This is a genomic window from Pseudomonas sp. B21-040 (genome assembly GCF_024748695.1).
Taxonomy (GTDB): Bacteria; Pseudomonadota; Gammaproteobacteria; order Pseudomonadales; family Pseudomonadaceae; genus Aquipseudomonas.
This window is the reverse complement of sequence record NZ_CP087176.1, coordinates 887,376-913,472: the sequence shown is the minus strand read 5'-3', so window position 1 is coordinate 913,472 and position 26,097 is coordinate 887,376. Positions and strand designations below refer to the sequence as shown.

The following is a 26,097-nucleotide window of genomic DNA, read 5'->3' as shown; positions in this document are numbered from 1 at the left end:
GAAACCCCTTCTCCCACCACTGCGCATCAGCACGGGAGCAGGGGTTTTCTTTTTTCCGGGCGTTACGACTGGCTGTCGCCTTCGTCATCATCGGAATCCGGCTCGTCAGTCGTCGAGTCATCGTCGTTATCCGCACCACCCTGCCCCTGATCGCCTGGCTCGGATTCGGATTTGGCGAGCATCAAGCCACTGTATCCTCCCTGCCCGCTCGAAGCCTGCTCATCATGTTGCGTGCACTCGGCCCACGCCATCGAAGTGCCGAGTGACAGCATCACCATCACTTTCAACAGCAATAAAACACGTAGCAATCTGTTCATAGTCGATTCCATCCTTTCGTAGAGTGCCTATCTGGCGCTGAGTGAAATCTAGTTCCGATCCGCGTGGTTCTCCAGATAGGACGCTAACGGAGGGGTGGAAATGCCGTGGATCGACAGAATGGTTTTGAATAATGGTTATTTCCAAACTCCTTAAGTGGCCGTCTCGCTCTTTAGCGAGGATTTGATCACTGGATGCATACAGGGACGTGTCGCTTGGTATATGAGCGGCATAGAACACATCGCCAACACCGCACTTGCGATCCAGACACTATGCCCGCCAAAGTGACCATATAGCTGGCCGCCAAGGGTCGGCGAAAGAAGCGCACTCATCCCCCAACACATAGAGAAAAGGCCAAAATAAAGCCCACTTCTACCGACTTGCGCACGTTGCATGACCAGGACGTTCAAGGTCGGCATAAACAGAATTTCGCCTACAGTCCAGACAACGGTCGATAGGCAGACAAATAGCATCCCGCTCCCCAACGGCAGAACTCCAAGCCCGAAAGCGAGCAAAAAGGCGCCCGCCAACAGTTGCCGCCGCGCCCCCCATGACTCACTCCAATGGGATAACGGAATTTGCAGCAAAACCACGAGCAATGCATTGAGCGCAAATTGCCATCCGACACCCTCAGCTCGCAGTCGATAGTAATCGAGCAAATAGTTGCCCAACATGCTGTAGACCGGTTCGAAAGCAAGGCCGAGCAAACCTGAAGCCGCTAGTAACCATAAGAACGGTTTGTTCTGGAATGGGGACCTGGCGTCCAATGCTGCGGCATAGAACTCATCCGACATCAGAACATCTCGATGAATAGTCGACCGGACAAACCAGACCAAGGCCAATAACGTCATAGCCGCGCTGACAAAAAACACCCACCGAAAATCAGCCTGTGCCAGAACGCCACCCACCACCCCAGCTATAGCCATACCCAGATTGATGGCAACTCGACTCAATGATTGCGCACGAACACGCCGCTCAACATGGCAATACTCCAGGATCAAACGCTGATGAAGCGTACGAATTGCACCATCGAGAACACCGCTGAACAGCAGCAATCCAGCCAGCCAGGGCACGTCGGTGACCAGCCCCAATAGCACCAAAATCCACACCGAGGCGAACATCAACAATGCAGTAAGCCGCGCCGTGGAGAAATGATCACTCAGCACTCCACCGCCCATTGACCCAATCAGTAATCCTGCACCGTAACCGGACAACAGCCATCCAACCGTTTCAAACGGCAACCCCAGTGCCTGACGCAGGTACAACGCCATGAACAACTTGGCCATGGCGCTCAACCGACTGATGAAAATCAACGCAGCAAGCAGCCAGGCCATAGAGCAGAAGTAGCCATCCAACCGAATAAGGTGAGCAAGTCGGCTAACCATTCCACTGGTCCAGATTGCGGTTCACTTGGCTGTAAATACCTTTTGAGGCGTAAGGAATGTCTGAGCGAATCTCGTGATCCGAATCGAAAAAATACTGCGCCTGTAGCCGGCCATCAGCATCCAGACCTATTAGAGGGTTGTTAATCAGAAATTTTCGCACCGCAGCACAAAGCGTCGGCATTCGAATCAAGATCCTCCACTGTCCGAAGCCGTTTTCCGGAACAACAGCTTGAGCCCCAAAGCGCTTTTTGTATTGGAATGTTCCTTTGCTTAAAAATGGCTCACAACCTTGAAAATCGACCCAGTCGATGGATGATTGATTGGAGGCCCATTCAAGGATCGAGTGATAAACAAAATTCTGCGCACCGTTTGCACGATAAACTGCACTCCCACCCTTCATCCCGATCAAACGTGCATTCAAGGTACGCGTAGACCAGTCAATCAGAGAAACACTTCCCGCAACCCACTCAGCATGCATCTGGACTCGAAACAAAACGCCTCGTTTGAACAAATTCAAAAAAGCGTCCTGCTCTTCCACGCTTCGCGCAAAATCACCGTAACGCGCGTTCATCGTCGGAACATGCATGGTGCGGTAAAAGGAGAAAAAATCCTCATCTTCAATTGACACATCGTACTGAAAGCCACGTTTTATCGATTGAGCCCGGCGTTTGCTTTCACGATTAGATAGTTGCCCCAGCACGTGCTCCCAACCAGCAGAAACATCAACTTTTTGATGAATCCTACTGAGCCCGACAACATCACTTGGTTTTTGGTATTGCTGGATAACATCCGATGAGGTCATCAGCAAACTCATGTCGGCTTTATTTCGTTTTATAAAGTCATCCAGTTGCTCCCACTCCAAAGTCCCTTCTTGGTCTATACACGAACTCTCGAAAAAGCATTGAGCTACAAAAGGAGCGATGTACCGCAGTCCCTCATTCACCCCGAGATACGTAAGACGAGCCAGAGTTCCGGCTCGGGAGGCCCCACTGTAAATACGAAAGTGACAGACTGTTTTCCGACTCATCCGAAAATCAGCGTTCAGCATTATTTCGGTTACGAAGGGTCTCAATCATCTCATCAGCAGTTGCAATGAATGAAAGCCCATCAAACGGCACAACCTCATAGTCCCCAAGACTATAGGTGCCTGATCCATGAATGGTGCAACCGTCCACCTCCTCCAATAGCTGTCTATCAATCGCATTCAAGCAACCGGTCATCGCCATCACCAATGACCACTCCTTCAGATCGCGAGGGTCGCTGGGCAACCTCACTGAGGTATTGGCGAGCATCTGAACGCATTCACTGTAGCGTTGCATACATTCATACAGCGAAACGACAATTCCAGAGCCTCCATTGGCCCGAACATGCCCAGTCATTTCCACAGCGGTAGGCGGCAAGTGCGAGTAAAAAGTGGATTCGAGAGTCTCGTCGGGACTCCAAGTCGTAGCAGGAAAATGTGCAGACGCCGATTGCACCCACAGACCGTCGTCTGCCTGTGTATAGAGTGGAGTAGAAGTGCCCTCGAAATTTCCATCGAGCAAATGCAGAACCATGTCACTGGTAGCCAAGTGTTGAACCAAAAGAAACGAAGGTGTAGAAACCTGTTTTCCTAGGCGTTTCAACGCCTCTACGCCAGAGCAATATCCAAGAAGCCCATAGGCGCTCGATACCGCGTGCACATGCACTGTTTTTCGATCGGTATCCCAAGCATCACCATACTCGAAATCAAAAAAAGCTCGGGCTTGGTCAGAGAATCGATAATTCTCCAGTCGCAGGGAATGCCACAACTTCGAATCACCAAATGGTTCACGACTGAACAGTTCTTTGAACCGCTGACCAATAACCTTCACAGCCTCCGGCGAGTCGCCATCAAGGACAAATATCGGGTTCAGGGCACGCAACCGAGGGTCATCGTAGAGTTCGGTTCTACGCAATTTATCGGTAGTTTGCGCAGGTGTCAGCGTGACAATACGTAATTGCTCGGGATGAACAAGTTTGGCTTTCAACGCACGTAGAACCGCATCACGCAATGCAATAGCCTTGTTACCGGAAGAAGGGGAAAACAACAAAATGCTTTCGCCAGTTTCCTGAATATGCCGGATAGCACGTGCAACGATCAGCGTGGAGGCAAAGGTCTTCGTTGTTTGCGTGTTTGCGTTTTGCCGCAGGTCGAACAGGCGTAGCGGTACACCTCGATAGTGACCTAACTCAAAAAACTGTGCAGTGGCAACAGAAAGAAAATCCTGCATACGGGAGTCCAGTGCAGGCAACCTCATTGAAGGCTCGAAAGAACCGTCGCTGCTGCTGACTTCGAAATCGGAAGCACCTTTGACGATAAGCTCGTAATAACGCTCGAGAACAGAAACCGGGGGCTTAGGTCCTTGTGTCGCCGTTGCACTTGAGTCGGTTTTCATCAGGTCCATTTGTCTTGCGCTCCTGCACGTGGAAAATCGCTACTTGCGAAATACCCAACGAACGCTAGACCTCAACGAGTGCCGTGTCCCGTGAAAAAAGCCAAGAGAACTTGAAACCGGAGCCGAGCTACAAAAATCGGAAAAAAACCCTACAGAAGCATCTTTCATCCTGATCGACTCGACCTATCAGTCATGTCTCTGTTTAACCGCTATCACAACATAATCATCGGTTTGTGCTCACCCTCCAACAGCCTGCGAAGTTCGATTTTGTGCAAGCAAGACGAACAATGGCGGATCGTTTTCCATCAAGGAACATTAGATCACCCGAGATGAATTTCCCCCTTTTACAGGAAAACGTCAGTCATAAAAAAACCCCGGTGCTTGCGCAACGGGGCTTGGGTCTTACTGTTCAGCGCTTAGTGATGTTCACGCGTCGCACGGAATTTCACGTCCGGCCAGCGCTCTTCCATCAGTGCCAGGTTGACTCGGGTCGGGGCCAGGTAGGTCAAGTGACCGCCGCCATCGACCGCGAGGTTTTCCACGGCCTTGTTGGAGAATTCCTCAAGCTTCTTCTTGTCGCTGCAATCGATCCAGCGCGCGGAATAAACGGTGATCGGCTCGTAGGAGCACTCAACCTTGTATTCCTCTTTCAAGCGGCTGGCGACCACATCGAACTGCAGCACACCGACGGCGCCGAGGATGATGTCGTTGCTGCGCTCGGGGAAGAACACCTGGGTCGCGCCTTCTTCGGCCAGTTGCTGCAAACCCTGACGCAGTTGCTTGGATTTCAGCGGATCACGCAGACGCACGCGACGGAACAGTTCCGGAGCGAAGTGCGGGATACCGGTGAAGCCCAGGACTTCGCCTTCGGTGAAGGTGTCGCCGATCTGGATGGTGCCGTGGTTGTGCAAACCGATGATGTCGCCGGCGAAGGCTTCTTCCAGTTGCTCACGCTCGGAGGAGAAGAAGGTCAGCGCATCGCCGATCCGCACGTCCTTGCCGGTGCGCACGTGGCGCATCTTCATGCCTTTTTCGTACTTGCCGGAGCAGATACGCATAAAGGCAATACGGTCGCGGTGTTTCGGGTCCATGTTCGCCTGGATCTTGAAGATGAAGCCCGAGAACTTCTCTTCCACCGGCTCGACGGTGCGCTCGTTGGCCACACGGGCCAATGGCTTCGGCGCCCAGTCCACAACGGCGTCGAGCACATGGTCGACACCAAAGTTACCCAGTGCAGTACCGAAGAACACCGGCGTCAGTTGGCCGTCGAGGAACTCCTGCTGGTTGAACTCGTGGCAGGCGCCCTGCACCAGCTCAAGCTGCTCGACAAAGCGGTCGTACTCGTCACCCAAATGGGCGCGGGCTTCGTCGGAGTCGAGTTTCTCGATGATCTTGGTTTCGGTGCGCTCGTGGCCGTGGCCAGCGGTGTACACAATGATGTAGTCATCGGCGAGGTGGTACACGCCTTTGAAATCACGGTAGCAACCGATCGGCCAGGTGATCGGCGCGGCCTTGATCTTGAGGACCGCTTCGATTTCGTCGAGCAGTTCGATCGGGTCGCGGATGTCACGGTCGAGTTTGTTGATGAAGCTGACAATCGGCGTGTCACGCAGACGGCAAACGTCCATCAGCGCGATGGTCCGTGGCTCTACACCCTTACCGCCGTCGAGGACCATCAAGGCCGAGTCCACCGCGGTCAGGGTGCGGTAGGTGTCTTCGGAGAAGTCTTCGTGGCCCGGGGTGTCGAGCAGGTTGACCATATGGTCGCGATACGGGAACTGCATGACCGACGTGGTAATCGAGATACCACGCTGCTTTTCCATTTCCATCCAGTCGGAGGTGGCATGGCGGTCGGATTTTCGAGATTTCACCGTGCCCGCAATCGCAATCGCCTTGCCCATCAGCAAGAGCTTCTCGGTGATGGTGGTTTTACCGGCATCGGGGTGGGAAATAATGGCGAAAGTGCGGCGTTTCGCGACTTCGGCGGCCTGTTTGGTCATGGGAAATCGCCTGGCAGGTGATTCAAAAAAGGGCGGCGAGTATAGCTCAAAACATGACCTACGAACCACCGTTCGCCTGTAGCAGCTGCCGAGCCTGCGAGGCTGCGTCCGGCGGCGAAGCCGTCGTAAAACCAGGCGCCGCGGTGCCTCGGGCAGATAGCGATGGATGCCTTGACGACGACTTCGTCGCCGAACGCAGCCTCGCCGGCTCGGCAGCTGCTACAGGGGCAAAACGAGATGCGGGGTGGCTAAATGCTGTTAATTATGGAACCTTTTAAAAGGTGCAGACGTCCACTCCCCTGTTACGGCACTCGTACCAGGGGCTGAAAATTCAGCCAGTTAGCCTGACGAGGCTGCGCTTATGGCTCGATCTCATGCGGTTTCATCAGCATGAAGAGCTGCTTCTCGCGAACGTTGATAATCCCGGCAGCCAGGAATGGGATTGCCACTCGGGACTGCGCTCGCCGACAAAGAAAAAAGGAGTCCGCCTGTGGCTATCCACTATGGCAAAGGGCTGATAGGAGGCGCGCTGGTATTCGCCCTTCTGGCCCTGCTGATCCACTGGATCGGCATCAACACGATCGAACATTACCGCGACGATTTGTTGTTTTACCTGCAAGCTCATCTGGTTCTCGTCCTCGCCTCCATGCTGGCCGCCCTCGTTGTGGGCATCCCCGCCGGCATCTTTCTCAGCCGCCCGACCATGGTTGGCCGTGCTGAACGCTTCATGCAGCTCTTCAATATCGGCAACACCGTGCCGCCTCTCGCCGTACTGGCCATCGCCCTGGGGATCCTCGGCATCGGCAGCGGCCCCGCGATCTTCGCCCTGTTCCTCGCCTCACTGTTGCCCATCGTGCGCAATACCTATGAAGGCCTGAAAAACGTCCAGGGCTCCCTCAAGGAAGCGGCCGTCGGCATCGGCATGACCCCGGCCCAAGTGTTGTGGCAGGTCGAATTGCCGAACGCCGTGCCGATCATCATCGGTGGTGTGCGCGTGGCGCTGGCGATCAACGTCGGGACGGCCCCGCTGGCGTTCCTGATCGGCGCCAACAGCCTGGGCAGCCTGATTTTTCCCGGCATCGCCCTGAACAATCAGCCGCAATTGCTGCTCGGCGCGGCTTGTACCGCCCTGCTGGCCTTGCTGCTCGACGGCCTGGTGACACTCGCCAGCCGCCTCTGGCTCGAACGCGGCTTGCGCCCGTCTTAAGCCTCGGCAAAGGAATCAACATGAAAACCTCAAGCTTTTTACTAGGCTGCATCCTGCTGTTCGCAGGATTTGCCCACGCCGCTGAAAAACCGGTCATCCGCATTGGCGCCCGGGTCTTCACCGAACAAACCCTGCTGGCGGAAATCACTTCCCAATACCTGCGCAGCAAGGGTTACGACACTCAAGTCACCGGCGGTTTGGGCAGCAATCTGGCCCGCAGCGCCCATGAAAGTGGCCAACTGGACATGCTCTGGGAGTACACCGGTGTGTCGCTGGTGGCCTACAACCATGTGACGGAAAAACTCGATAGCGAACAGTCCTACGCCCGGGTGAAAGAACTCGACGCGAAAAAAGGCCTGGCCTGGCTCACGCCGTCGAAGTTCAGCAATACCTACGCCTTGGCGCTGCCAAAAAACGTCGCGGATGAATACCCGCAGATCAATACCATTAGTGAGCTGAACACGGCACTACGGGACGAGGCCAAAGCCAACCACCTGGTGGCGCTGGACACCGAGTTCGCCAACCGCTCCGACGGGCTCGGCGGCATGGTGCAGCTGTACGACATGAACCTGACCCGCAAAAACATCCGCCAGATGGACGCAGGGCTGGTCTACACCGCCCTGCGCAATGGCCAGGTGTTTGCCGGTCTGGTCTACACCACCGACGGTCGATTGAACGCCTTCAAGCTGAAACTGCTCGAAGACGACAAGCATTACTTCCCGGACTACACCGCCGCGCCGGTGGTGCGCCAAGCCTTCCTCGATGAGCACCCGCAACTGGCTGAACAGCTCAAGCCACTGGCCCGACTGTTCGACGACGAAACCATGCGGCAACTCAACGCGCGGGTCGATGTCGATCACCAAAGCCCTTCATCCGTTGCCGCAGATTTCCTGCGCCAGCACCCACTCAACTGAGGAGGAAAAGCCATGGAATTTCTGAACGCCTTTTCCCATCTCGACTGGCCGCTGGTCCTGCACCTGACCTGGCAACACATCACGCTGGTCGGCATCGCCGTGACGCTGGCGATTCTGGTCGGCGTGCCGCTGGGCATCCTGATGACCCGCTTCCCGACACTCGCCGGCCCGTTGCAAGCCAGCGCCACGGTGCTGCTGACCGTGCCGTCCATTGCGCTGTTTGGGCTGCTGCTGCCGTTCTACTCCAGGTTTGGCCAGGGCCTGGGGCCGATGCCCGCGATCACGGCAGTGTTTCTGTACTCGCTGCTGCCGATCATGCGCAACACCTACCTTGCGCTGACCAGCGTCGAGCCGGGTATTCGCGAAGCCGCGCGTGGCATCGGCATGACCTTCGGCCAGCGCCTGCGCATGGTTGAACTGCCCATCGCAGTGCCGGTGATCCTCGCCGGCGTGCGCACCGCCGTGGTCATGAACATTGGCGTCATGACCATCGCCGCGACCATCGGCGCCGGTGGCCTCGGCGTCCTCATTCTCGCTTCCATCAGCCGCAGCGACATGTCGATGCTGATCGTCGGCGCCGTGCTGGTCAGCCTGCTGGCCATCTTCGCCGACCTGCTTCTGCAATGGCTGCAACGCTCGCTGACTCCAAAAGGACTCCTGAAATGATCGAACTTCAAAACCTCAGCAAGACCTTCCAAAGTAACGGCAAAGATGTGAAAGCCGTGGACTCGGTAAGCCTGACCGTCAATGAAGGCGAAATCTGCGTGTTCCTCGGGCCATCGGGTTGCGGCAAAAGCACCACGCTGAAAATGATCAACCGCCTGATCAAGCCGACCTCGGGCAAGATCCTGATCAACGGCGAAGACACCACCGACCTCGACGCGGTGACCCTGCGCCGCAACATCGGCTATGTGATCCAGCAGATCGGCCTGTTCCCCAACATGACCATCGAAGAGAACATCGTGGTGGTGCCGAAACTGCTCGGCTGGGACAAGCAGAAATGCCACGACCGCGCCCGCGAATTGATGAGCATGATCAAGCTGGAACCCAAGCAATACCTGAATCGCTACCCGCGTGAGTTGTCCGGTGGGCAGCAGCAGCGGATCGGCGTGATTCGTGCGTTGGCGGCGGATGCACCGCTGTTGCTGATGGATGAACCGTTCGGCGCCGTCGACCCGATCAACCGAGAAATGATCCAGAACGAGTTCTTCGAGATGCAGCGTGCTCTGAACAAGACCGTGATCATGGTCAGCCACGACATCGACGAGGCGATCAAGCTGGGCGACAAGATTGCGATCTTCCGCGCCGGCAAGCTGCTGCAGATCGATCACCCGGACACCCTGCTCGCCCATCCCGCAGACGACTTTGTCAGCAACTTCGTCGGCCAGGACAGCACCCTCAAGCGCTTGCTGCTGGTGAAAGCCGAAGACGCCGCAGACAACGCGCCGTCGGTCAGCCCGGACACCCCGGTGGCCGAGGCGCTGGAACTGATGGATGAACTGGACCGCCGCTATGTCGTGGTGACCTGTGCTGACAACAAGGCATTGGGATACGTCAGACGCCGCGACCTGCACCGTCAGAATGGTACTTGCGGCCAGTACCTGCGCGAGTTCAACGCGACCGCAGCGTATGACGAGCATTTACGCATCCTGCTGTCGCGCATGTACGAGTTCAATCGCTCGTGGCTGCCGGTGATGGATGCCGAGCGAGTGTTTTTGGGCGAGGTGACGCAGGAGTCGATTGCGGCTTACTTGAGCTCAGGTCGTTCGCGCGGCATGAAGACCAACATCGTGTCGCCTGCCGAGGCGGTGGTCGCCTGATAACTCCAATCACCCGGTAAAAATGCAAAACCCTGCAGGAGTGAGCCTGCTCGCGATAGCGCAATGTCAGTCAACGAAGATGTCGACTGTAAAAAACCATCGCGAGCAGGCTCGGTCCTACAAGGTCTGTGCAATTTTTGAGTGATCGACAGAGCGGAAAAAAATATCAACAGCGACACCTCCAAAACCTATCCAGAAATACCTTCTGAAAGAACCAAATCCCCTCTCAACTCAACTTTTGGTGGACAACGTCGCCGAAGTTGACGCTATCGTAGTTACTAGCGACTTGGCGCACAAAAGCATCGAACGTGCAGGTATTTTTAACACTTCACAATTCCTCGGGAACATCCGACTGTCATCTGAGTCGGTTACAAAGAGTGATGTTCGTAACGCGCGTCAGAAGAGTGCAAAAACGCGACATTTTTTGTTGATCTCAAGCCCCTCACGCCCTAAAGTTCGCGCCGAACGTCCATGCTGGAAACGATCCATCCGGCTCAAGTACTGACGACGAGACAGCAAGGCCAAGGGAAAGCTGCACTTCCCATGGCCTTTTTGCTTTCGGCGACATGCCTTGGGAAGTAGGCGAACCAAAGTGGGGATACGGAGGACGTTCATTTGCACCCATTGATTACTAATGTTTGCCACTAGGAGTCCCAAGTATGTCGATCAATGTCGAAGACTATTTCGCGCGCGATACTTTCAACAAAATGAAGGCCTTCGCCGACAAACAGGAAACCCCGTTCGTGGTGATCGACACCGCGATGATTGCCCAGGCCTATGACGACCTGCGCGCCGGTTTCGAATTCGCCAAGGTCTACTACGCCGTCAAGGCCAACCCGGCCGTCGAAATCATCGACCTGCTCAAAGAGAAAGGTTCGAACTTCGACATCGCCTCGATCTACGAGCTCGATAAAGTGATGAACCAGGGCGTCGGCCCGGATCGCATCAGCTACGGCAACACCATCAAGAAATCCAAAGACATTCGCTACTTCTACGAGAAGGGCGTGCGTCTGTATGCCACCGACTCCGAAGCCGACCTGCGCAACATCGCCAAGGCAGCACCAGGTTCGAAAGTCTACGTGCGCATCCTCACCGAAGGCTCGACCACGGCTGACTGGCCTTTGTCGCGCAAATTCGGCTGCCAGACCGACATGGCCATGGACCTGCTGATCCTCGCTCGCGACCTGGGCCTGGTGCCGTACGGCATCTCGTTCCACGTCGGCTCGCAACAGCGCGACATCAGCGTCTGGGACGCGGCGATCGCCAAGGTCAAAGTGATCTTCGAACGCCTGAAAGAAGAAGACGGCATTCACCTGAAGCTGATCAACATGGGCGGTGGCTTCCCGGCCAACTACATCACCCGCACCAACAGCCTGGAAACCTACGCTGAAGAAATCATCCGTTTCCTCAAGGAAGACTTCGGTGACGACCTGCCGGAAATCATCCTCGAGCCGGGCCGTTCGTTGATCGCCAACGCCGGCATCCTGGTCAGCGAAGTGGTGCTGGTGGCACGTAAATCCCGCACCGCCGTCGAGCGTTGGGTGTACACGGATGTGGGCAAGTTCTCCGGCCTGATCGAAACCATGGACGAAGCCATCAAGTTCCCGATCTGGACCGAGAAGAAAGGCGAGATGGAAGAAGTGGTCATCGCCGGCCCAACCTGCGACAGCGCCGACATCATGTACGAAAACTACAAGTACGGCCTGCCGCTGAACCTGGCCATTGGTGATCGTTTGTACTGGTTGTCGACCGGTGCCTACACCACCAGTTACAGCGCTGTTGAATTCAATGGCTTCCCGCCGCTGAAATCGTTTTACGTTTAAGCGCTACGCGTAGAAATGAAAAAGCCCATGACGAGTCATGGGCTTTTTTGTGCCTGCGCTACAGAGGCGCCAGCTGTCGTTCAAGCTCGTCAATGCGTCGGTTATACGCCGGTGCCAACTCGCGAAACTGTGGGTTCACGGCGCTCATCAATGCCTTGCTAGCCACTCGCAGGAAATTCAGATTGCCGCCGGCTAATGCCTTGTGCAACCAGGTCATTGCCTCTTCGACGCCCCCCTCCTCGGCCAGTACCGCGGCATAACTGAACTGCCCGCGAAAATCCCCGCCGACCGCCGAACGGCGATACCAGTCACGCGCCAATGCCGCGTCTGCCGGGCACACTTGTCCTTGCTCCAGATAGCGCCCCAGCAGGTTCATCGATTTCGCGTGACCCAATTCAGCCGCTCGGCGATAGAAGCTGAACGCCTGTGCCTGGTCTTCGATCACACCTCGCCCGGTGGCCAGCAAATTGGCGTAGTTGTACATCGCCCAATCCAGCCCGGCCTGCGCCGCGACCCGGTAATGCCGAGCGGCAATCGAGGCATCCGCCACGCAACCCCAACCGTGCTCATGACAGCGACCCAGCATGTTGCGCGCCATCAAGTGCCCACCTTGAGCCGCAATCGCGAACCAGCGCGTGGCGAGCGGCTGGTCCTGTGCGATGCCATTGCCGTCCAGCAGGATTTGCCCGAGCAGTGCCTGAGCATCGAGTACGCCTTCTCGGGCGGCGATCAAAATGGCTTGAGCCGCACGTGCCGGGCTTTCCTCGAGCATGGATTTGAGTCGGTCACCGTCGAGGACTTCCTCACGGCGCAGTTGATAACTCATACCTCGACCCAACGGCGCAGCAGGTTGTGATAAGTGCCAGTGAGCCGAATCAGCGACGGGTGATCCGGCATGTCCAGCGTCAATTGCTGGATCGCCCCATCCATCTCGAACAGCAAGGCGCGCTGACTGTCTTCACGCACCAGGCTTTGGGTCCAGAAAAACGACGCGTAACGCGTGCCGCGGGTGACGGCGTTGACCTTGTGCAGGCTGGTGCCGGGATACAAAACCATGTCGCCGGCAGGCAGCTTGACGCGCTGAGTGCCGAAGGTGTCCTGGATTTCCAGTTCACCACCGTCGTAGTCCTCAGGTTCACTGAAAAACAGCGTCGCCGACAGATCGGTACGCACCCGCTCGATGCTGCCCTTGGGCTGGCGCACGGCGTTATCAATATGAAAATCGAAACTGCCGCCAGCGGTGTAGCAGTTCACCAACGGCGGGAAGACCTTGTGCGGTAACGCGGCTGACATGAACTGCGGATTTTTCCACAGCCGCTCGAGCATCGCCGCACCGACCTCCTTGGCCAGCGGATGACCCTCAGGCAGTTGCAGGTTGTGCTTGGCTTTAGCCGACTGATAGCCAGCAGTGATTTTGCCATCCGCCCAATCGGCCTGTTCCAGAGCCTCGCGGATACGCTGCACTTCTTCTTTCGAGAACAAGCCTGGAATGTGCAGCAGCATGGCAGGGACACCTGAAACCAAAGGGGCGCTAATGGTATTGATTCTTATTGTCCGTGTAAAACCCTCACGACGAACGAAACAGCAAAAGCGTAAGGTTAAATTGTAAAGAATGTAAATTCCTCGCGAATAGTAACATTTCGCAATTGATACAAATACGCGTCTACCCTATATTCCGCCGCCTCAAATCCTTGGGGAGGGGAATTCAAATGTCGCGTCAACAAACACAAGTACCGGTCAGTTCACCACGTTTGCTCGCATCGGCCATTGGCATGGCGATTACCGCCGGCTCGGCGGGGCACATGGTTTTCGCGGCGGAAAAGGCTGACGAAAAAGCACCGAGTAATGTGATTTCGCTGGGCGCTACCGCCATCACTGGCGAGGCTCAGGACGAGACTTCCTACAACGTCGAAAAAGCGTCCTCGCCCAAGTACACCGCACCACTGGTGGACACACCGCGTTCGATTACCGTCATCCCGCAACAAGTCCTGAAGGACACCGGCGCGATGAACATGCAAGACGCACTGCGCACCGTTCCGGGCATCACCTTTGGTGCCGGTGAAGGTGGCAACCCACAGGGTGACCGTCCATTCATTCGCGGCTTCGATGCCCAGGGCGACACTTACCTGGACGGCGTGCGCGACACCGGTTCGCAGAGCCGCGAGATCTTCGCCGTTGAATCGATTGAAGTCAGCAAAGGCCCGAACTCGGCCATTGGCGGCCGTGGCGCCGCTGGCGGCAGCATCAACCTGGTGAGCAAGAAAGCGCACCTGGGGGATTCGCTCGACGGTGGCTTTACCTGGGGCTCCGACCAGACCCAGCGCTACACCTTCGACGGCAACTATCAGTTCTCCGACACCGCCGCCGGCCGTCTGAACCTGCTGACCCACGAAAGCAACGTCGCCGGCCGCCAGAGCATCGATTACGATCGTTGGGGTATCGCACCGTCCCTGGCCTTCGGCCTGGGCACCGAGACCCGTGTCAACCTCGACTACTACCACCTCGAAAGCAACGACACGCCGGACTCGGGCATTCCGTACTCCATCCCGGTCGCTGGCTCGGCTGCGCGTACCAAGGCCAATCCTGACAAGCCTAATGACGGCGGCAACAGCAGCAACTGGTATGGTCTGAACGACCGCGATTTCCGCAAGACCCGTACCGACACCGCGACCTTCTCCATCGAGCACGATCTGAACGATGCGCTGACCGTCAAGAACACCCTGCGCCACGGCACCAGCATGCAGGATTACATCCTGACCCAGCCGGACGACAGCAAGGGCAACGTCAACAATGGCAGCCTCTGGCGTCGGGCGAATACCCGTGTCAGCAACACCGAGACCACCACTAACCAGACCGATCTGTTTGGTGACGTGTACATCGCCGGGTTCAAGAACAGCTTCGCCACGGGTATCGAGTTCACTCACGAGGAAAACGAAAAATCCTCGTACAACGTCAACACCGATACCACCCCGCGCACCGCAGCGGTGACCACTAACTGCTCTCCGGCCTTGATCGGCAGGCCAAGCGGTTTCAACTGCACCTCGCTGTCCAACCCGAACCAGAACGATCCATGGAACGGTGCAATCTCGCGTAACTACGCCGGTACCGACACCAAGGCCAACACGTACGCGCTGTATGTGTTCGACACCCTGGAATTGTCTGAGCAGTGGCTGGTGAACATGGGTCTGCGTTATGACCATTTCGACACCGACTACAAGACTTTCAACAGTTCCAGCGTGACCACGTCCAAGGGCGATGACACCAGCGAATTCGTCACCGGTCAGTTCGGCGTGGTGTACAAACCTGCTGAAAACGGCAGCATCTATGCGTCCTACGCGACGTCCGCCACGCCACCGGGCAACACCCTGGGCGAAGGTTCGGAAGGCAACCCATTGGGTGGCACACCTGATCGCAACGGCAACCTGCTGAAAAGCGATATGGAACCGGAAACCACCAAGAACTACGAAATCGGCACCAAGTGGGACCTGATGAACGATCGTCTGTCCTTGACCGCCGATATCTTCCGCACCGAGAAAGAAAACGCTCGTGTGCAAACCAACACCACGACATACGAAAACGTCGGCAAGACTCGCGTTCAAGGTGTCGAACTGTCGGCCACCGGCAAGCTCACCGATAAATGGCAGGTCTTCGCCGGTTACGCCTACATGGACAGTGAGCAAGTCGATGGTGGCCCACTGGGTGCGGCCAACGACGGTAACGAGCTGCCTAACACGCCGAAAAACAGCGCCAGCCTGTGGACGACTTATCAAGTCACGCCGAAGCTGACCATCGGTGGCGGTGCGTTCTACGTCGACGATGTGTTTGGCAGCGCTGCCAACACCACCATGGTTGATTCCTACGTTCGTTACGACGCAATGGCGGCCTACAAGCTGAGCAAAAACGTCGACCTGCAACTGAACGTGCAGAACCTGACCGACGAAACGTACTACGACAAAGCGTTCTCGACTCACTTCGCCAACCAGGCGGCCGGTCGTACTGCCTTGCTGAGCACCAACTTCCACTTCTAATAAAAGTGTGAGGAAAAAAGCCCTGCTCATTCGTGAGTAGGGCTTTTGTGTGTAAAAAAGAATGTTTCTCGACAACCCACGGCATAATGCGCGCCGTGAAGACTATTTTTGAACGAACAAGGCGAGTGACGTGTTGAAGAAAACCCTGTTCCAGTTGCACTGGTTTTTCGGCATCAGTGCCGGACTGGTCCTGGCCCTGATGGGCATCACCGGGGCCATGGTGTCGTTTCAGGATGAAATCCTGAGCGTACTGAACCCTTCTGTGTTGCAGGTCCAGAAGCAGGTCGCTGGCGTCCTGCCGCCCGCTGAATTGGTCGAACGCATCGAAGCCGCGTCCGGCAAAAAGGTCTCGATGCTCAACGTCGAAACCGACAGCGGCCGTGCCGCCAAAGTGTTCTTCACCCCGCCGCCGGGTGAACGCCGTGGCGAAATGCGTTACTTCGACCCGTACACCGCCGACTTCATGGGCGATGCCACCGGCCAGGACTTCTTCGGCTTCATGTTGCAACTGCACCGCTTCCTCGCCATGGGCGATACCGGGCGGCAGATTACCGGGGCCTGTACGCTGATCCTGGTGTTCTTCTGCCTGTCCGGTCTTTACCTGCGCTGGCCGCGCCAGTGGAAAAGCTGGCGTGCCTGGCTGACCCTGGACTGGAAGAAAAAGGGTCGTAGCTTCAACTGGGACTTGCACTCCGTGGCCGGCACCTGGTGCCTGGTGTTTTATCTCCTGGCAGCACTGACCGGGTTGTCCTGGTCGTATGAGTGGTACAACAAGGGCCTGACCCGATTGCTGTCCGACGCGCCACAAAACGAGCGCGTGCGCAATCGCGGCCCGGCCCCCAGTGGTCCGGCGCCGACTGCCGATTACTCGGCCATCTGGAGCAGCGTCTACAGCGCCGCCGGCCCGGCACTCAGCGCGTACAACATCCGTATGCCACCCGTGGCCGGCCAGCCGGCGACCGTGTATTACCTGCTGAAAACCTCACCCCACGACCGCGCCCAGAACCAGATCACCCTCGATCCGGCGACCGGCATCGTCAAGCAGCACGACCGTTACAGCGACAAGAGCCTCAAGGCGCAACTGCTGACCAGCATTTACGCGCTGCACGTTGGCAGCTACTTCGGCATTGTCGGGCGGATCATCCTGACGATTGCCTCGCTGACGATGCCGTTGTTTTTCGTCACGGGCTGGTTGCTGTACCTCGATCGTCGGCGCAAGAAAAAGCAGATCAAGGACGCGCGCAAAAGTCTCGATCATCCCGACAGCGATGCGCCGGCCTGGCTGATCGGTTTCGCCAGCCAGAGCGGTTTCGCCGAGCAATTGGCGTGGCAAACGGCCGGGCAGCTGCAAGCCGCCGGGTTGCCGGTTAAGGTGCGGCCACTGGCCAGTGTCAGTGAACAGGATTTGCTCGACTCCACTAATGCGTTGTTCGTGGTCAGCACGTTCGGCGACGGCGAAGCGCCGGACAGCGCGCGCGGCTTCGAACGCAAGATGCTGGGCCGGGCGTCAAGCCTGCAGAGCCTGAACTATGCGGTACTTGGACTCGGTGATCGCCAGTATCAACACTTCTGCGGTTTCGCCCGACGCTTGCACACCTGGCTGGGCGAGCATGGCGGCAAGACCCTGTTCGCGCCGGTGGAAGTCGACAGCGGTGACCCGTACGCCTTGCGTCACTGGCAGCAACAACTGGGCCTGCTGACCGGGCAAACACCGGTCGACACCTGGCAAGCGCCGAGCTACGACAACTGGCCACTGACCCACCGCGAATTGATGAACCCGGACAGCAGCGGCTCGCCGGTGTACTTGCTGGGCCTCACCGCCCCGTCCACCAGCAGTTGGCTGGCGGGAGATCTGGTGGAGGTGTTGCCGCGTAACTGCCCGTGGGCGATCGAGCACTTCCTCGACGGCCTGGGCATCGACGGGCGCGCCGCGGTGGTGTTCGATGGTTTGTCACAACCTTTGGAGCAAGCGCTCGCCACGCGCCAGCTACCTGAAAACAGAGCCCATCTGGTCGGCCTGCACGCTCAGGCATTGGCTGATGCGCTGGTGCCGTTGGCCATGCGCGAATACTCCATTGCCTCGATTGCTGCTGATGGCTTGCTGGAGTTGATCGTGCGCCAGGAACAGCATCCCGACGGCAGCCTGGGCATTGGCTCCGGCTGGCTGACCGAACACGTGCCAGTGGGTGGCAACGTCAGCCTGCGGGTGCGACGCAACAGCGGGTTCCATCTGCCGGCCGAGCCGGTGCCGATGATTCTGCTGGGTAACGGCACCGGCCTTGCCGGGTTGCGCAGTTTGCTCAAGGCGCGCATTGCCGACGGCCAGCAACGCCATTGGCTGCTGTTTGGCGAGCGTCATCGGGAACACGATTACCTGTGCCGCAATGAACTGGAAGAGTGGCTGATCTCAGGCGACCTGGAGCGGCTCGACCTGGCATTCTCGCGGGATCAGGCCGAGAAGGTCTACGTGCAGGATCACCTGCGGGAGTCGGCGGATGAGCTGAAGAAATGGCTCGCCGACGGCGCCGTGATTTACATCTGCGGCAGCTTGCAGGGGATGGCATCAGGGGTCGATCACGTACTCAACGAAGTGCTCGGGATTGCAGAGGTCGATCGCCTGATCGAACAAGGCCGCTACCGCCGCGACGTTTACTGACACACCCCACTCCGTGTAGGAGCTGAGCTTGCTCGCGATGACGGTTTAACAGTCAACAATGAGGGTGACTGACAGGCCGCCATCGCGAGCAAGCTCAGCTCCTACAGGGGGGGCAGGTGTACAAACATTAGACCGGCGTCACCTTCTGCTCAAACACACTCACCCCATCCAGATCCCGCAACACCACACTCATCTCCCCCGTCTGCCCATCAATATTCACCTCGCCAAAAAACTGAAAACCGGCAAACGGTGACGCGTTCTGCACGGGCGGCGCCTTTTCGAACACCACTTCAGGGCCAAAGGTTTTATCCAACTGATCAGGCCCGAAACTCCCCGCGTTCAAAGGCCCGGCGACAAACTCCCAAAACGGTTCAAAATCCTGAAACGCGGCACGATCCGGGTGGTAGTGATGCGCCGCGCAGTAATGCACGTCCGCCGTCAAAAACACGAAATTACGCACCTGCTGTGCTCGCAGGAAACCCAGCAACTCAGCGATTTCCAGCTCACGCCCCTGAGCCGGCCCCGGGTCACCATTGGCCACCGCTTCCCAGCGCGTCACACCGGGGCTGATCTCGCCGTCGGGCGCGCCAAGGCCTAACGACATGTCGGCGGCTATGACTTTCCACTGGGCGGTCGAGCCTTTCAATTCGCGCTTGAGCCAGTCCAGTTGCTCGCGCCCGAGAAAGGGTTTTGCGGCGCCGAGGTTGTCATCATTGGCACCGCGATAACTGCGCATGTCGAGTACAAATACATCGAGCATCGGCCCATAGCCGAGCTTGCGATAAATCCGCCCACCATTGTCGGCGTCCTGCCAACGCATGGGTGCATATTCGAGCCAGGCCTGCCGCCCGTGGCTCACCAGGCTGTGGATATCTTTCTCCTGATAACGCGCGTCGAGTTGCTTGCCCGGCGACCAGTTGTTCACCACTTCGTGGTCGTCCCATTGCCAGATCTGCGGCACCTCGGCATTGAAGCGACGGATGTTTTCGTCCATCAGGTTGTAGCGGTAATTGCCCCGAAAATCGTCGAGATTTTGTGCGACCTTGCTCTTGGCTTCGCTGGTGATGTTGCGCCACACCCGACCGTTTTCGGTGGTCAGTTGCACAGGGATGGGGTTGTCGGCGTAGATCGTGTCGCCGCTGTGGATAAAGAAGTCCGGCAAGCGCAAACGCATGGCTTCATAAATGCGCATACCGCCGATGTCCGGGTTGATACCGAAGCCTTGGCCGGCGGTGTCGCCACTCCAGATAAAACGAATGTCGCGGCGGGTTTGCGGCACGCTGCGCAAATGGCCGAACCAGGGTTCGCTCGCGACACCGCTTTGAGCGTCCTCGAAGGTCACGCGATAGAAAATCGCCTGATCGGCGGGCAACCCGGTGAGCTCGACACGCGCGGTGAAATCGGTGCGGGCATCGGCCAGCGGCGAGACAAATCGGCGCGGGTTGCTGAACAGGCTGCGCGTGTCCCATTCCACGACCATACGGGCCGGGCGATCGCTGCGACTCCAGACCATCGCCCGGTCACCCAGCACATCACCGGACTGCACGCCGTCGCTGAGTTGCGGACGATCCTTGACCGAAGCGATCACCGCCGGCGCCAGGCTTGGTAACAACAGCCCGGCCCCCACCGCTTGGATGACACGACGACGACCGAGGTCGAATTCGCTCATGGTGTTCTCCCTGAAACGGAAAAACATAATGGACTGTGACACACCCCTGTAGGAGCAGAGCTTGCTCGCGATGTCGGTTTAACATTCAACGAAAATGCTGGCTGTTACACCGTCATCGCGAGCAAGCTCGGCGCCTACAAAAAAGGGCGTCAGGCGTTGGCGGGTTCCAGTGCCAACTCGACCGTTTCAGGCCTTTTGACCAGCGCATACGCCACCGCCGTCAACAAACTCCCGGCCACAATCGCCAGCAAGTAAAGCAGCGCATGGTTGATTGCATTCGGGATCGCCAGCACAAACAAGCCACCGTGCGGCGCCATCAGTTTGCAGCCGAAATACATCGACAACGCCCCGGTCAGCGCACCACCGGCAATGCTCGCCGGGATCACCCGCAACGGGTCTTTCGCGGCAAACGGAATCGCCCCTTCCGAGATGAAGCATAGCCCCAGCACCAACGCCGCTTTACCGGCCTCGCGCTCGGTCTGGGCAAATTTGCGCCGGGCAATAAACGTGGCGATGCCCAGGCCAATCGGCGGCACCATGCCGGCGGCCATGGTCGCGGCCATCGGCGCATAGCTTTGCGAGGCCAGCAGCCCCACCGAGAACGCGTAAGCCGCTTTGTTGATCGGCCCGCCCAAGTCGACGCACATCATGCCGCCCAGCAGTACACCGAGCAGAATCGCGTTGGTGGTGCCCATGCTGTCGAGGAAATGCGTCAGCCCTTCGAGCATCCCGGCCACGGGTTTGCCCACCACGTAAATCATCACCAGTCCGGTGAACAGGCTCGCCAGCAACGGGATGATCAGGATCGGTTTCAGCGCCTCAAGGCTCTGCGGCAAACGCGCATAACGATTGATCGCCTGCGCCGCGTAACCGGCGATGAAACCGGCAATGATCCCGCCAATAAAACCGGCACCCAAGGTGCTGGCCAACAGACCACCGATCATCCCTGGCGCCAGGCCCGGCCGGTCGGCAATCGAGTAGGCGATGTAACCCGCCAGCAGCGGCACCATCAGTTTGAACGCGGTGTCGCCGCCGATCTGCATCAAGGCTGCCGCCAACGTGCCGGGTTCCTTGAACGCGGTGATGCCGAACACGAAGGACAGCGCGATCATCAAGCCGCCCGCCACCACCATCGGCAGCATGAACGACACGCCGGTCAGCAAGTGTTTATAGACGCCGGTTTTCTCTTGCCTGGCCGGGCCTTTGGAGCCGCTGGCGGCGCTTTCCTGCTGACCTTCGGCCAACGCTTTGTTCAGCGTCGCTTCGGCTTGCTTGAGGGCAATGCCGGTGCCACAACGGTAAATCTTCTTGCCGGCGAAACGCTCGGTGGCGACTTCAATATCACAGGCCAGCAGCACCACATCGGCCTCGGCAATCGCGGCGGCGCTCAATGGATTGCGCGCGCCGACCGAGCCCTGGGTTTCTATTTGCAAGTCATAACCCAGTCGCTTGGCCGCTTGCTGCAAGGCTTCGGCGGCCATGAACGTATGGGCGACCCCGGTCGGGCATGCGGTGATCGCAACCAGTCGTGGCGCGTTTTTAGGGGTCGCGACAGGCTCGACAACCGTTTCGGGAGCAACGTAAACCTGAGCTTCTTCAGCGCCGCGCCGCAGCACCGCTTCAACATCCTGCAGGGCTTGCGCCGGGGTGCTCTGGAACACGCGTTTGCCGACAAACCGCGCCATATCCACCGGCGCGCTGGTCACCAGCAGGACCCACTCTGCGGCGTCGAGAGTGGCCGCCGACAATTGCCGCTCCGGATGCGTGGCATCCACCACTTCAACGCAGGTCATCCAGCCCTGACGCTGGGCCGCTGCATCGAGCAAACGGGCGCACAGCACACTGGTGACCATGCCGTTCGGGCAGGCCGTAACAATGGCTAACTTCATGACAAACCCTCTTATTGTTCTGTCAGGGGACGCACGCGTACACCCTGTTCGAGCTGCGCCAATTGCGCGGTATCGCCGATGCCGAAACCGATTTGAGTGACCGCCATCGCGGCAATCGCCGTGGCGGTGCGCAGGGTCTGCTCTGGCGTATCGGGCTTTAGCAAACCATGGAGCATGCCGGCCAACAACGAATCGCCCGCGCCCACGGTGCTGGCAACGCTGACCTTGGGGGGTGTGGCATGCAGCGCCGAGCCGACACTGAACCAGTTCACGCCCTCGGCACCGTGGGAAATCACCACGTGCTCGATGCCTTGCGCGTGCAAGCGGCTCGCGGCGTCGGCTTGTGCCGCGACCGACACAACCTCGCAGCCCAGCGCGTCCGCCAACTCTTCTGTGTTGGGTTTGATCAGCCACGGACCGGCCTTGAGCGCCGCGCGCAATGCCTCGCCGCTGGTGTCGAGGGCGACGTTCAAACCGAGTTTTTTCAAGCGTACAATCAACGCCTGCAACCACTGCGCGCTGACGCCCTGCGGCAAACTTCCGGCGACGACGACCGCATCATGGCCGGGCGCAATCTGATCGAGACGATCCAGCAATGCCTGCTGCGCCGCTTCACTCACTCGCGGCCCTGGACCGTTGAGGTCAGTGATGCGCCCGTCGCTTTCCGCCAGCTTGATGTTGCTGCGAATCTCACCGGGAACGCGGATAAACGCGTCGACAAAACCGCGTTTGGCAAACAGGGTTTCGAACGCCTGCAGATTGTCTTCCCCGAGAAAACCGCTGACGGTCAACTGATGCCCAAGGTCGGCCAGCACCTGCGCCACGTTTATGCCTTTGCCAGCGGCGTGGGTGTGCATGGCGTCGCTGCGGTTGACCTGACCGGGTTCAAGGCGCGGCAACTGGACGGTCAGGTCCAGCGCCGGGTTGAGGGTCAGGGTTAAAATCCGGGCCATTACAGAGCCTCCACTAATGCGCGCACTTCATTGGCGCTGCCCACGGCCAGGGCCTGTCGGGCGAGAATTTGCGTCTGGGCGAGGCTGAGTTCGCGAATCCGCGCCTTGACCTCGGCAATGCTGCGACCCGACACACTGAGTTCGTCCACACCCAGGCCGACCAATACCGGCACCGCCAGCGGGTCCGCCGCCAACTCGCCGCACACCCCGACCCATTTGCCATGGGCATGCGCCGCGCGCACGGTGATGTCGATCAATTGCAGCACCGCCGGGTGCAAGCCGTCGGCCTGAGCGGACAAGGTCGGATGACCACGGTCGATGGCCAGTGTGTACTGGGTCAGGTCGTTGGTGCCGACGCTGAAGAAGTCGACTTCCCTGGCCAACACCGGCGCCAGCAAGGCGGCCGACGGCACCTCGATCATGATCCCCAGTTGCAAGTCGGCGACCGGGATTTCCAGACGCAAGCGTTCGGTCATGTCCCGTGCCTGACGCCATTCATCGACGCTGCCCACCATCGGAAACATGATCCGCAGCGGACGGTTATCGGCGGCCCGTAGCAAGGCGCGCAACTGCGCTTCCATGATCTTCGGGCGTTGCAGCGTCAGGCGAATACCGCGCACGCCGAGGAACGGGTTTTCTTCTTTGGCGATGGGCCAATACGGCAGCGGTTTGTCGCCACCGACATCGAGGGTGCGCACCACCAGCGGCCGACCGGCCAGGCCGTCGAGCACGCGACGGTATTCAACTTCCTGGGTGGCCTCGTCCGGCGCCTGCGGGTGGGCCATGAAAATCAGTTCGGTGCGCAACAGGCCAATGCCTTCGGCACCCTGCTCCACCGCGCTGGTGACACCGGCGCTTTCACCAATGTTGGCGAACACTTCGACCGCGTGACCATCGGTGGTCAGCGCCGGTTGATGACGTTGTTCAGCGGCCACTTTCAGGCGCTGTTCGCGGGTGTCGCGTTCTTCGGTGGCGCGTTGCAAGGTCAACGCATCAGCGTCTACGTGCAGGCGACCGCGCTGGCCATCGATCAGCAACGGCGTGCCCGGCGCCAGCAGCAACACCGCCGCACCGGCACCGACCAGCGCCGGAATACCCAAGGCTCGGGCCACGATGGCGCTGTGCGCCGTGGCGCCACCGCGCGCCGTGAGAATACCGGCGACACGCGCCGGATCGAGATGTGCGACGTCGGACGGACCGACTTCGTCCATCACCAGAATGTAAGGTTGGTCAGGCTCTTTCGGCGTTTCAACGCCGCTCAGTTGCGCCAACACGCGCCGACCGATGTCACGCAAGTCCGCCGCACGCTCGGCGAGCAAGGCGTCCTGCAACGACTCCTGTTGCCGGGCCGCCGCTTCGATCACCGCCATCCACGCCGCTTCAGCGCTTTCACCTTGCTTGAGGCGGGTGTCGACTTCATCGCTCAGTTCCGGGTCGTCGAGCATTTCCTGGTGAGTGATGAAAATTTCGCGGATGGCCTTGGACGTGCTGCGTTCAATCAAGCCTTCGATGTCTTGGCGCACCTGCGCCAGTGCCTGTTTGAGGCGCTCGCGTTCAGTTGCGGCGGACTCACCGCGCAGCGGGTAATCGATGGTTTGCAGCACTTGAATATGGGCCGGGCCAATGGCAATTCCGGGCGCCGCGGCGATGGCTTGTATCAGGCTGCCGGACGCCGGGGCGAGCAGTACTTCGGCGACATCGGTGAGTTCTTCGCGCTGCTGACTCACGGCCGGCAACGGCTCGACTTCTTCACCGAGGCCTTCTTCGATGGCCGCCAGCAAGGCGGGCAAGGCATCGGCGGCAATGCTCGGTTCGGCAATGAACTCCAGCACCTGACCGCGACGGGCGCCGAGGCTGAGCAGTTTGCTCAGACTCTTCACCGACACCGCGCTGTCCTGGCTGTCGACGATACGTACGCGTATTTCACCTACAAAATTTTTCGCCAGTTGCGCGAGGATCTTCGCCGGGCGCGCGTGCAAGCCGTGGGCGTTGGCCAATGCGATGCGGGCGCTCGGCCAGTCCGCCGGCAATTCGCCGCCGAGGACTTCAAGCACTTTACGGCTGCTGGTGGCGCGGCCCAATTCGTGGCCGCGACCTTCAATCAGCAAGGCGCACAGGCGTTCGAGCAAGGCTTGATGAGCTTCACCCAGGCTGGCCAGGCAGAACAGACCGCTGAGCGGCTGGCCCAGATAGCGCATTGGTTTGTCCGGGGTGACGAAGGCCAGGCCCGGGCGCTTGACCGTTTGTTCGCTGTGCAACCACCACAGGCCATCGCCCAGCGGCAGTGCTTCGACCTGTTGCAACACAGCGGAAAAACCGTTGCTCACGCAATCGGCCTGGCGCAGCAAACGCGCACCGCGCCAGACCAGTTCTTCGAAGTCGTCGGCAGATACGCCGAGGCCAATCATCTGGGCATCCAGCGCCAGTTCCTGCGGCGCGCCTTGCAGCAGTTTCAACAGCGCTTCAGCGGAGCTTGCACGACGCAAGGCCTGGCCCAGATCGGTCTCGCCTAGGGCGCGGGTCAATAGCTGCAACAAGCGTAAATGCTCATCGGACTTGGCCGCGATACCGATCGCCAGGTACACGATCTGGCCATCGCCCCAGTCAACGCCTTCGGGAAACTGCATCAGCCGCACGCCGGTGGAAAACACCTGGTCGCGGGTTTGTGGCGTACCGTGGGGGATGGCAATGCCTTGGCCGAGAAAGGTCGAGCCCTGAGCTTCCCGTGCTTGCAGACCGGCCAGGTAACCCTCGGCAACCAGGCCATCGGCAACCAGATGCCCGGCCAACAACGCCAATGCTTCGGACTTATCCACAGCCGACTGGCCCATGGAAATCTGCTCTAGGGTGAGCTCGAGCATGCTTTCTCCTTTTTGGCGTCTGATGGCGCCAGGTATTGTTTTGAATGAATCAGCTTAGGCGCTTAGCCTTCACTTTTGGCGGTATCACGGCAGAACCGGCCAAAGGTGTTTATAACGCTGAAAATACGCTTGCTGAAACGTTTAATCTAGAATACTTGGC

18 protein-coding genes are annotated in these 26,097 nt (G+C 58.5%); 7 read left to right on the top strand and 11 right to left on the bottom strand.

The window, feature by feature from the left end; translation table 11 throughout:
* Window positions 1-62: 62 nt before the first annotated feature.
* The 5 genes from LOY55_RS04025 to LOY55_RS04005 form a co-directional block, all read right to left on the bottom strand.
* The gene (locus LOY55_RS04025; protein WP_077430885.1) at window positions 63-317 is read right to left on the bottom strand and encodes a hypothetical protein; all 255 of its coding nucleotides are present in this window, start codon (window positions 315-317) and stop codon (window positions 63-65) included.
* 150 nt (window positions 318-467) lie between these two features.
* Window positions 468-1,700, bottom strand: coding sequence for an MFS transporter (locus tag LOY55_RS04020; RefSeq protein WP_109787643.1), 1,233 nt, complete (start codon window positions 1,698-1,700; stop codon window positions 468-470).
* Window positions 1,693-2,514 carry a hypothetical protein gene (locus LOY55_RS04015; RefSeq protein ID WP_258667721.1) on the bottom strand — a complete coding sequence of 274 codons (822 nt, stop codon included), beginning with the start codon at window positions 2,512-2,514 and terminating at the stop codon, window positions 1,693-1,695. The genes LOY55_RS04020 and LOY55_RS04015 overlap by 8 nt, the downstream gene beginning before the upstream one ends.
* Before the next feature lie 220 nt (window positions 2,515-2,734).
* Complete coding sequence (locus LOY55_RS04010) at window positions 2,735-4,126, bottom strand: DUF6002 family protein (protein ID WP_258667719.1); 1,392 nt, start codon at window positions 4,124-4,126, stop codon at window positions 2,735-2,737.
* Window positions 4,127-4,533: 407 nt separating this feature from the next.
* The gene (locus LOY55_RS04005; RefSeq protein ID WP_046031953.1) at window positions 4,534-6,117 is read right to left on the bottom strand and encodes a peptide chain release factor 3; all 1,584 of its coding nucleotides are present in this window, start codon (window positions 6,115-6,117) and stop codon (window positions 4,534-4,536) included.
* Between the two features lie 490 nt (window positions 6,118-6,607).
* Between LOY55_RS04005 and LOY55_RS04000 the strand changes: the two genes are divergently transcribed.
* The 5 genes from LOY55_RS04000 to LOY55_RS03980 all read left to right on the top strand — a co-directional run bounded on the left by LOY55_RS04000 (window position 6,608) and on the right by LOY55_RS03980 (window position 11,881).
* Window positions 6,608-7,324 (top strand): ABC transporter permease, encoded by a 717-nt coding sequence (locus LOY55_RS04000; RefSeq protein ID WP_109787641.1) that lies wholly within the window; start codon window positions 6,608-6,610, stop codon window positions 7,322-7,324.
* A 20-nt stretch (window positions 7,325-7,344) separates the two neighbouring features.
* On the top strand, window positions 7,345-8,238 hold the full coding sequence (locus LOY55_RS03995) for a glycine betaine ABC transporter substrate-binding protein (protein ID WP_223522704.1): 894 nt from the start codon (window positions 7,345-7,347) through the stop codon (window positions 8,236-8,238).
* Window positions 8,239-8,250: 12 nt separating this feature from the next.
* A complete protein-coding gene (locus tag LOY55_RS03990; protein ID WP_258667716.1) occupies window positions 8,251-8,904 on the top strand; it encodes an ABC transporter permease in 654 nt (217 codons plus the stop codon).
* A complete protein-coding gene (locus LOY55_RS03985) occupies window positions 8,901-10,058 on the top strand; it encodes a betaine/proline/choline family ABC transporter ATP-binding protein (protein WP_223522703.1) in 1,158 nt (385 codons plus the stop codon). Before LOY55_RS03990 ends, LOY55_RS03985 begins: the two co-directional genes overlap by 4 nt.
* 659 nt (window positions 10,059-10,717) lie before the next feature.
* A complete protein-coding gene (locus LOY55_RS03980) occupies window positions 10,718-11,881 on the top strand; it encodes a type III PLP-dependent enzyme (protein ID WP_109787638.1) in 1,164 nt (387 codons plus the stop codon).
* A gap of 58 nt (window positions 11,882-11,939) precedes the next feature.
* Here the strand turns inward: LOY55_RS03980 and LOY55_RS03975 are convergent, their stop codons facing one another.
* Complete coding sequence (locus LOY55_RS03975) at window positions 11,940-12,707, bottom strand: tetratricopeptide repeat protein (RefSeq protein ID WP_258667709.1); 768 nt, start codon at window positions 12,705-12,707, stop codon at window positions 11,940-11,942.
* Window positions 12,704-13,384: a Fe2+-dependent dioxygenase gene (locus LOY55_RS03970; protein WP_046031946.1), complete on the bottom strand. Its 681-nt coding sequence runs from the start codon at window positions 13,382-13,384 to the stop codon at window positions 12,704-12,706. Before LOY55_RS03970 ends, LOY55_RS03975 begins: the two co-directional genes overlap by 4 nt.
* 206 nt (window positions 13,385-13,590) lie before the next feature.
* Here LOY55_RS03970 and LOY55_RS03965 point away from each other — a divergent pair, with 206 nt between their 5' ends.
* On the top strand, window positions 13,591-15,909 hold the full coding sequence (locus LOY55_RS03965) for a TonB-dependent siderophore receptor (RefSeq protein ID WP_258667706.1): 2,319 nt from the start codon (window positions 13,591-13,593) through the stop codon (window positions 15,907-15,909).
* Window positions 15,910-16,039: 130 nt separating this feature from the next.
* Window positions 16,040-18,565, top strand: coding sequence for a sulfite reductase flavoprotein subunit alpha (locus LOY55_RS03960; RefSeq protein ID WP_258667705.1), 2,526 nt, complete (start codon window positions 16,040-16,042; stop codon window positions 18,563-18,565).
* Between the two features lie 127 nt (window positions 18,566-18,692).
* On the opposite strand, the gene LOY55_RS03955 is transcribed toward LOY55_RS03960, so the two are convergent.
* The 4 genes from LOY55_RS03955 to ptsP all read right to left on the bottom strand — a co-directional run bounded on the left by LOY55_RS03955 (window position 18,693) and on the right by ptsP (window position 25,937).
* Window positions 18,693-20,234 carry an alkaline phosphatase gene (locus tag LOY55_RS03955; RefSeq protein ID WP_109787633.1) on the bottom strand — a complete coding sequence of 514 codons (1,542 nt, stop codon included), beginning with the start codon at window positions 20,232-20,234 and terminating at the stop codon, window positions 18,693-18,695.
* Between the two features lie 149 nt (window positions 20,235-20,383).
* A complete protein-coding gene (locus tag LOY55_RS03950) occupies window positions 20,384-22,123 on the bottom strand; it encodes a PTS fructose-like transporter subunit IIB (RefSeq protein WP_109787632.1) in 1,740 nt (579 codons plus the stop codon).
* A gap of 11 nt (window positions 22,124-22,134) precedes the next feature.
* Window positions 22,135-23,076, bottom strand: a complete 942-nt coding sequence (gene pfkB, locus LOY55_RS03945; RefSeq protein ID WP_258667702.1) for a 1-phosphofructokinase — start codon at window positions 23,074-23,076, stop codon at window positions 22,135-22,137.
* Window positions 23,076-25,937, bottom strand: a complete 2,862-nt coding sequence (gene ptsP, locus LOY55_RS03940) for a phosphoenolpyruvate--protein phosphotransferase (RefSeq protein WP_258667700.1) — start codon at window positions 25,935-25,937, stop codon at window positions 23,076-23,078. Before ptsP ends, pfkB begins: the two co-directional genes overlap by 1 nt.
* Between the last annotated feature and the right edge of the window lie 160 nt (window positions 25,938-26,097).

Coding starts and splice junctions, on each gene's coding strand:
- LOY55_RS04005 (WP_046031953.1), bottom strand. CDS start 6,117: ATGACCAAACAGGCCGCCGAAGTCGCGAAACGCCGCACTTTCGCCATT.
- LOY55_RS03970 (WP_046031946.1), bottom strand. CDS start 13,384: ATGCTGCTGCACATTCCAGGCTTGTTCTCGAAAGAAGAAGTGCAGCGT.
- LOY55_RS04010 (WP_258667719.1), bottom strand. CDS start 4,126: ATGGACCTGATGAAAACCGACTCAAGTGCAACGGCGACACAAGGACCT.
- LOY55_RS04015 (WP_258667721.1), bottom strand. CDS start 2,514: ATGAGTTTGCTGATGACCTCATCGGATGTTATCCAGCAATACCAAAAA.
- LOY55_RS03990 (WP_258667716.1), top strand. CDS start 8,251: ATGGAATTTCTGAACGCCTTTTCCCATCTCGACTGGCCGCTGGTCCTG.
- LOY55_RS03950 (WP_109787632.1), bottom strand. CDS start 22,123: ATGAAGTTAGCCATTGTTACGGCCTGCCCGAACGGCATGGTCACCAGT.
- LOY55_RS03955 (WP_109787633.1), bottom strand. CDS start 20,234: ATGAGCGAATTCGACCTCGGTCGTCGTCGTGTCATCCAAGCGGTGGGG.
- LOY55_RS04020 (WP_109787643.1), bottom strand. CDS start 1,700: ATGGTTAGCCGACTTGCTCACCTTATTCGGTTGGATGGCTACTTCTGC.
- LOY55_RS03980 (WP_109787638.1), top strand. CDS start 10,718: ATGTCGATCAATGTCGAAGACTATTTCGCGCGCGATACTTTCAACAAA.
- LOY55_RS03985 (WP_223522703.1), top strand. CDS start 8,901: ATGATCGAACTTCAAAACCTCAGCAAGACCTTCCAAAGTAACGGCAAA.
- LOY55_RS03965 (WP_258667706.1), top strand. CDS start 13,591: ATGTCGCGTCAACAAACACAAGTACCGGTCAGTTCACCACGTTTGCTC.
- pfkB (WP_258667702.1), bottom strand. CDS start 23,076: ATGGCCCGGATTTTAACCCTGACCCTCAACCCGGCGCTGGACCTGACC.
- LOY55_RS03975 (WP_258667709.1), bottom strand. CDS start 12,707: ATGAGTTATCAACTGCGCCGTGAGGAAGTCCTCGACGGTGACCGACTC.
- LOY55_RS04025 (WP_077430885.1), bottom strand. CDS start 317: ATGAACAGATTGCTACGTGTTTTATTGCTGTTGAAAGTGATGGTGATG.
- LOY55_RS03995 (WP_223522704.1), top strand. CDS start 7,345: ATGAAAACCTCAAGCTTTTTACTAGGCTGCATCCTGCTGTTCGCAGGA.
- ptsP (WP_258667700.1), bottom strand. CDS start 25,937: ATGCTCGAGCTCACCCTAGAGCAGATTTCCATGGGCCAGTCGGCTGTG.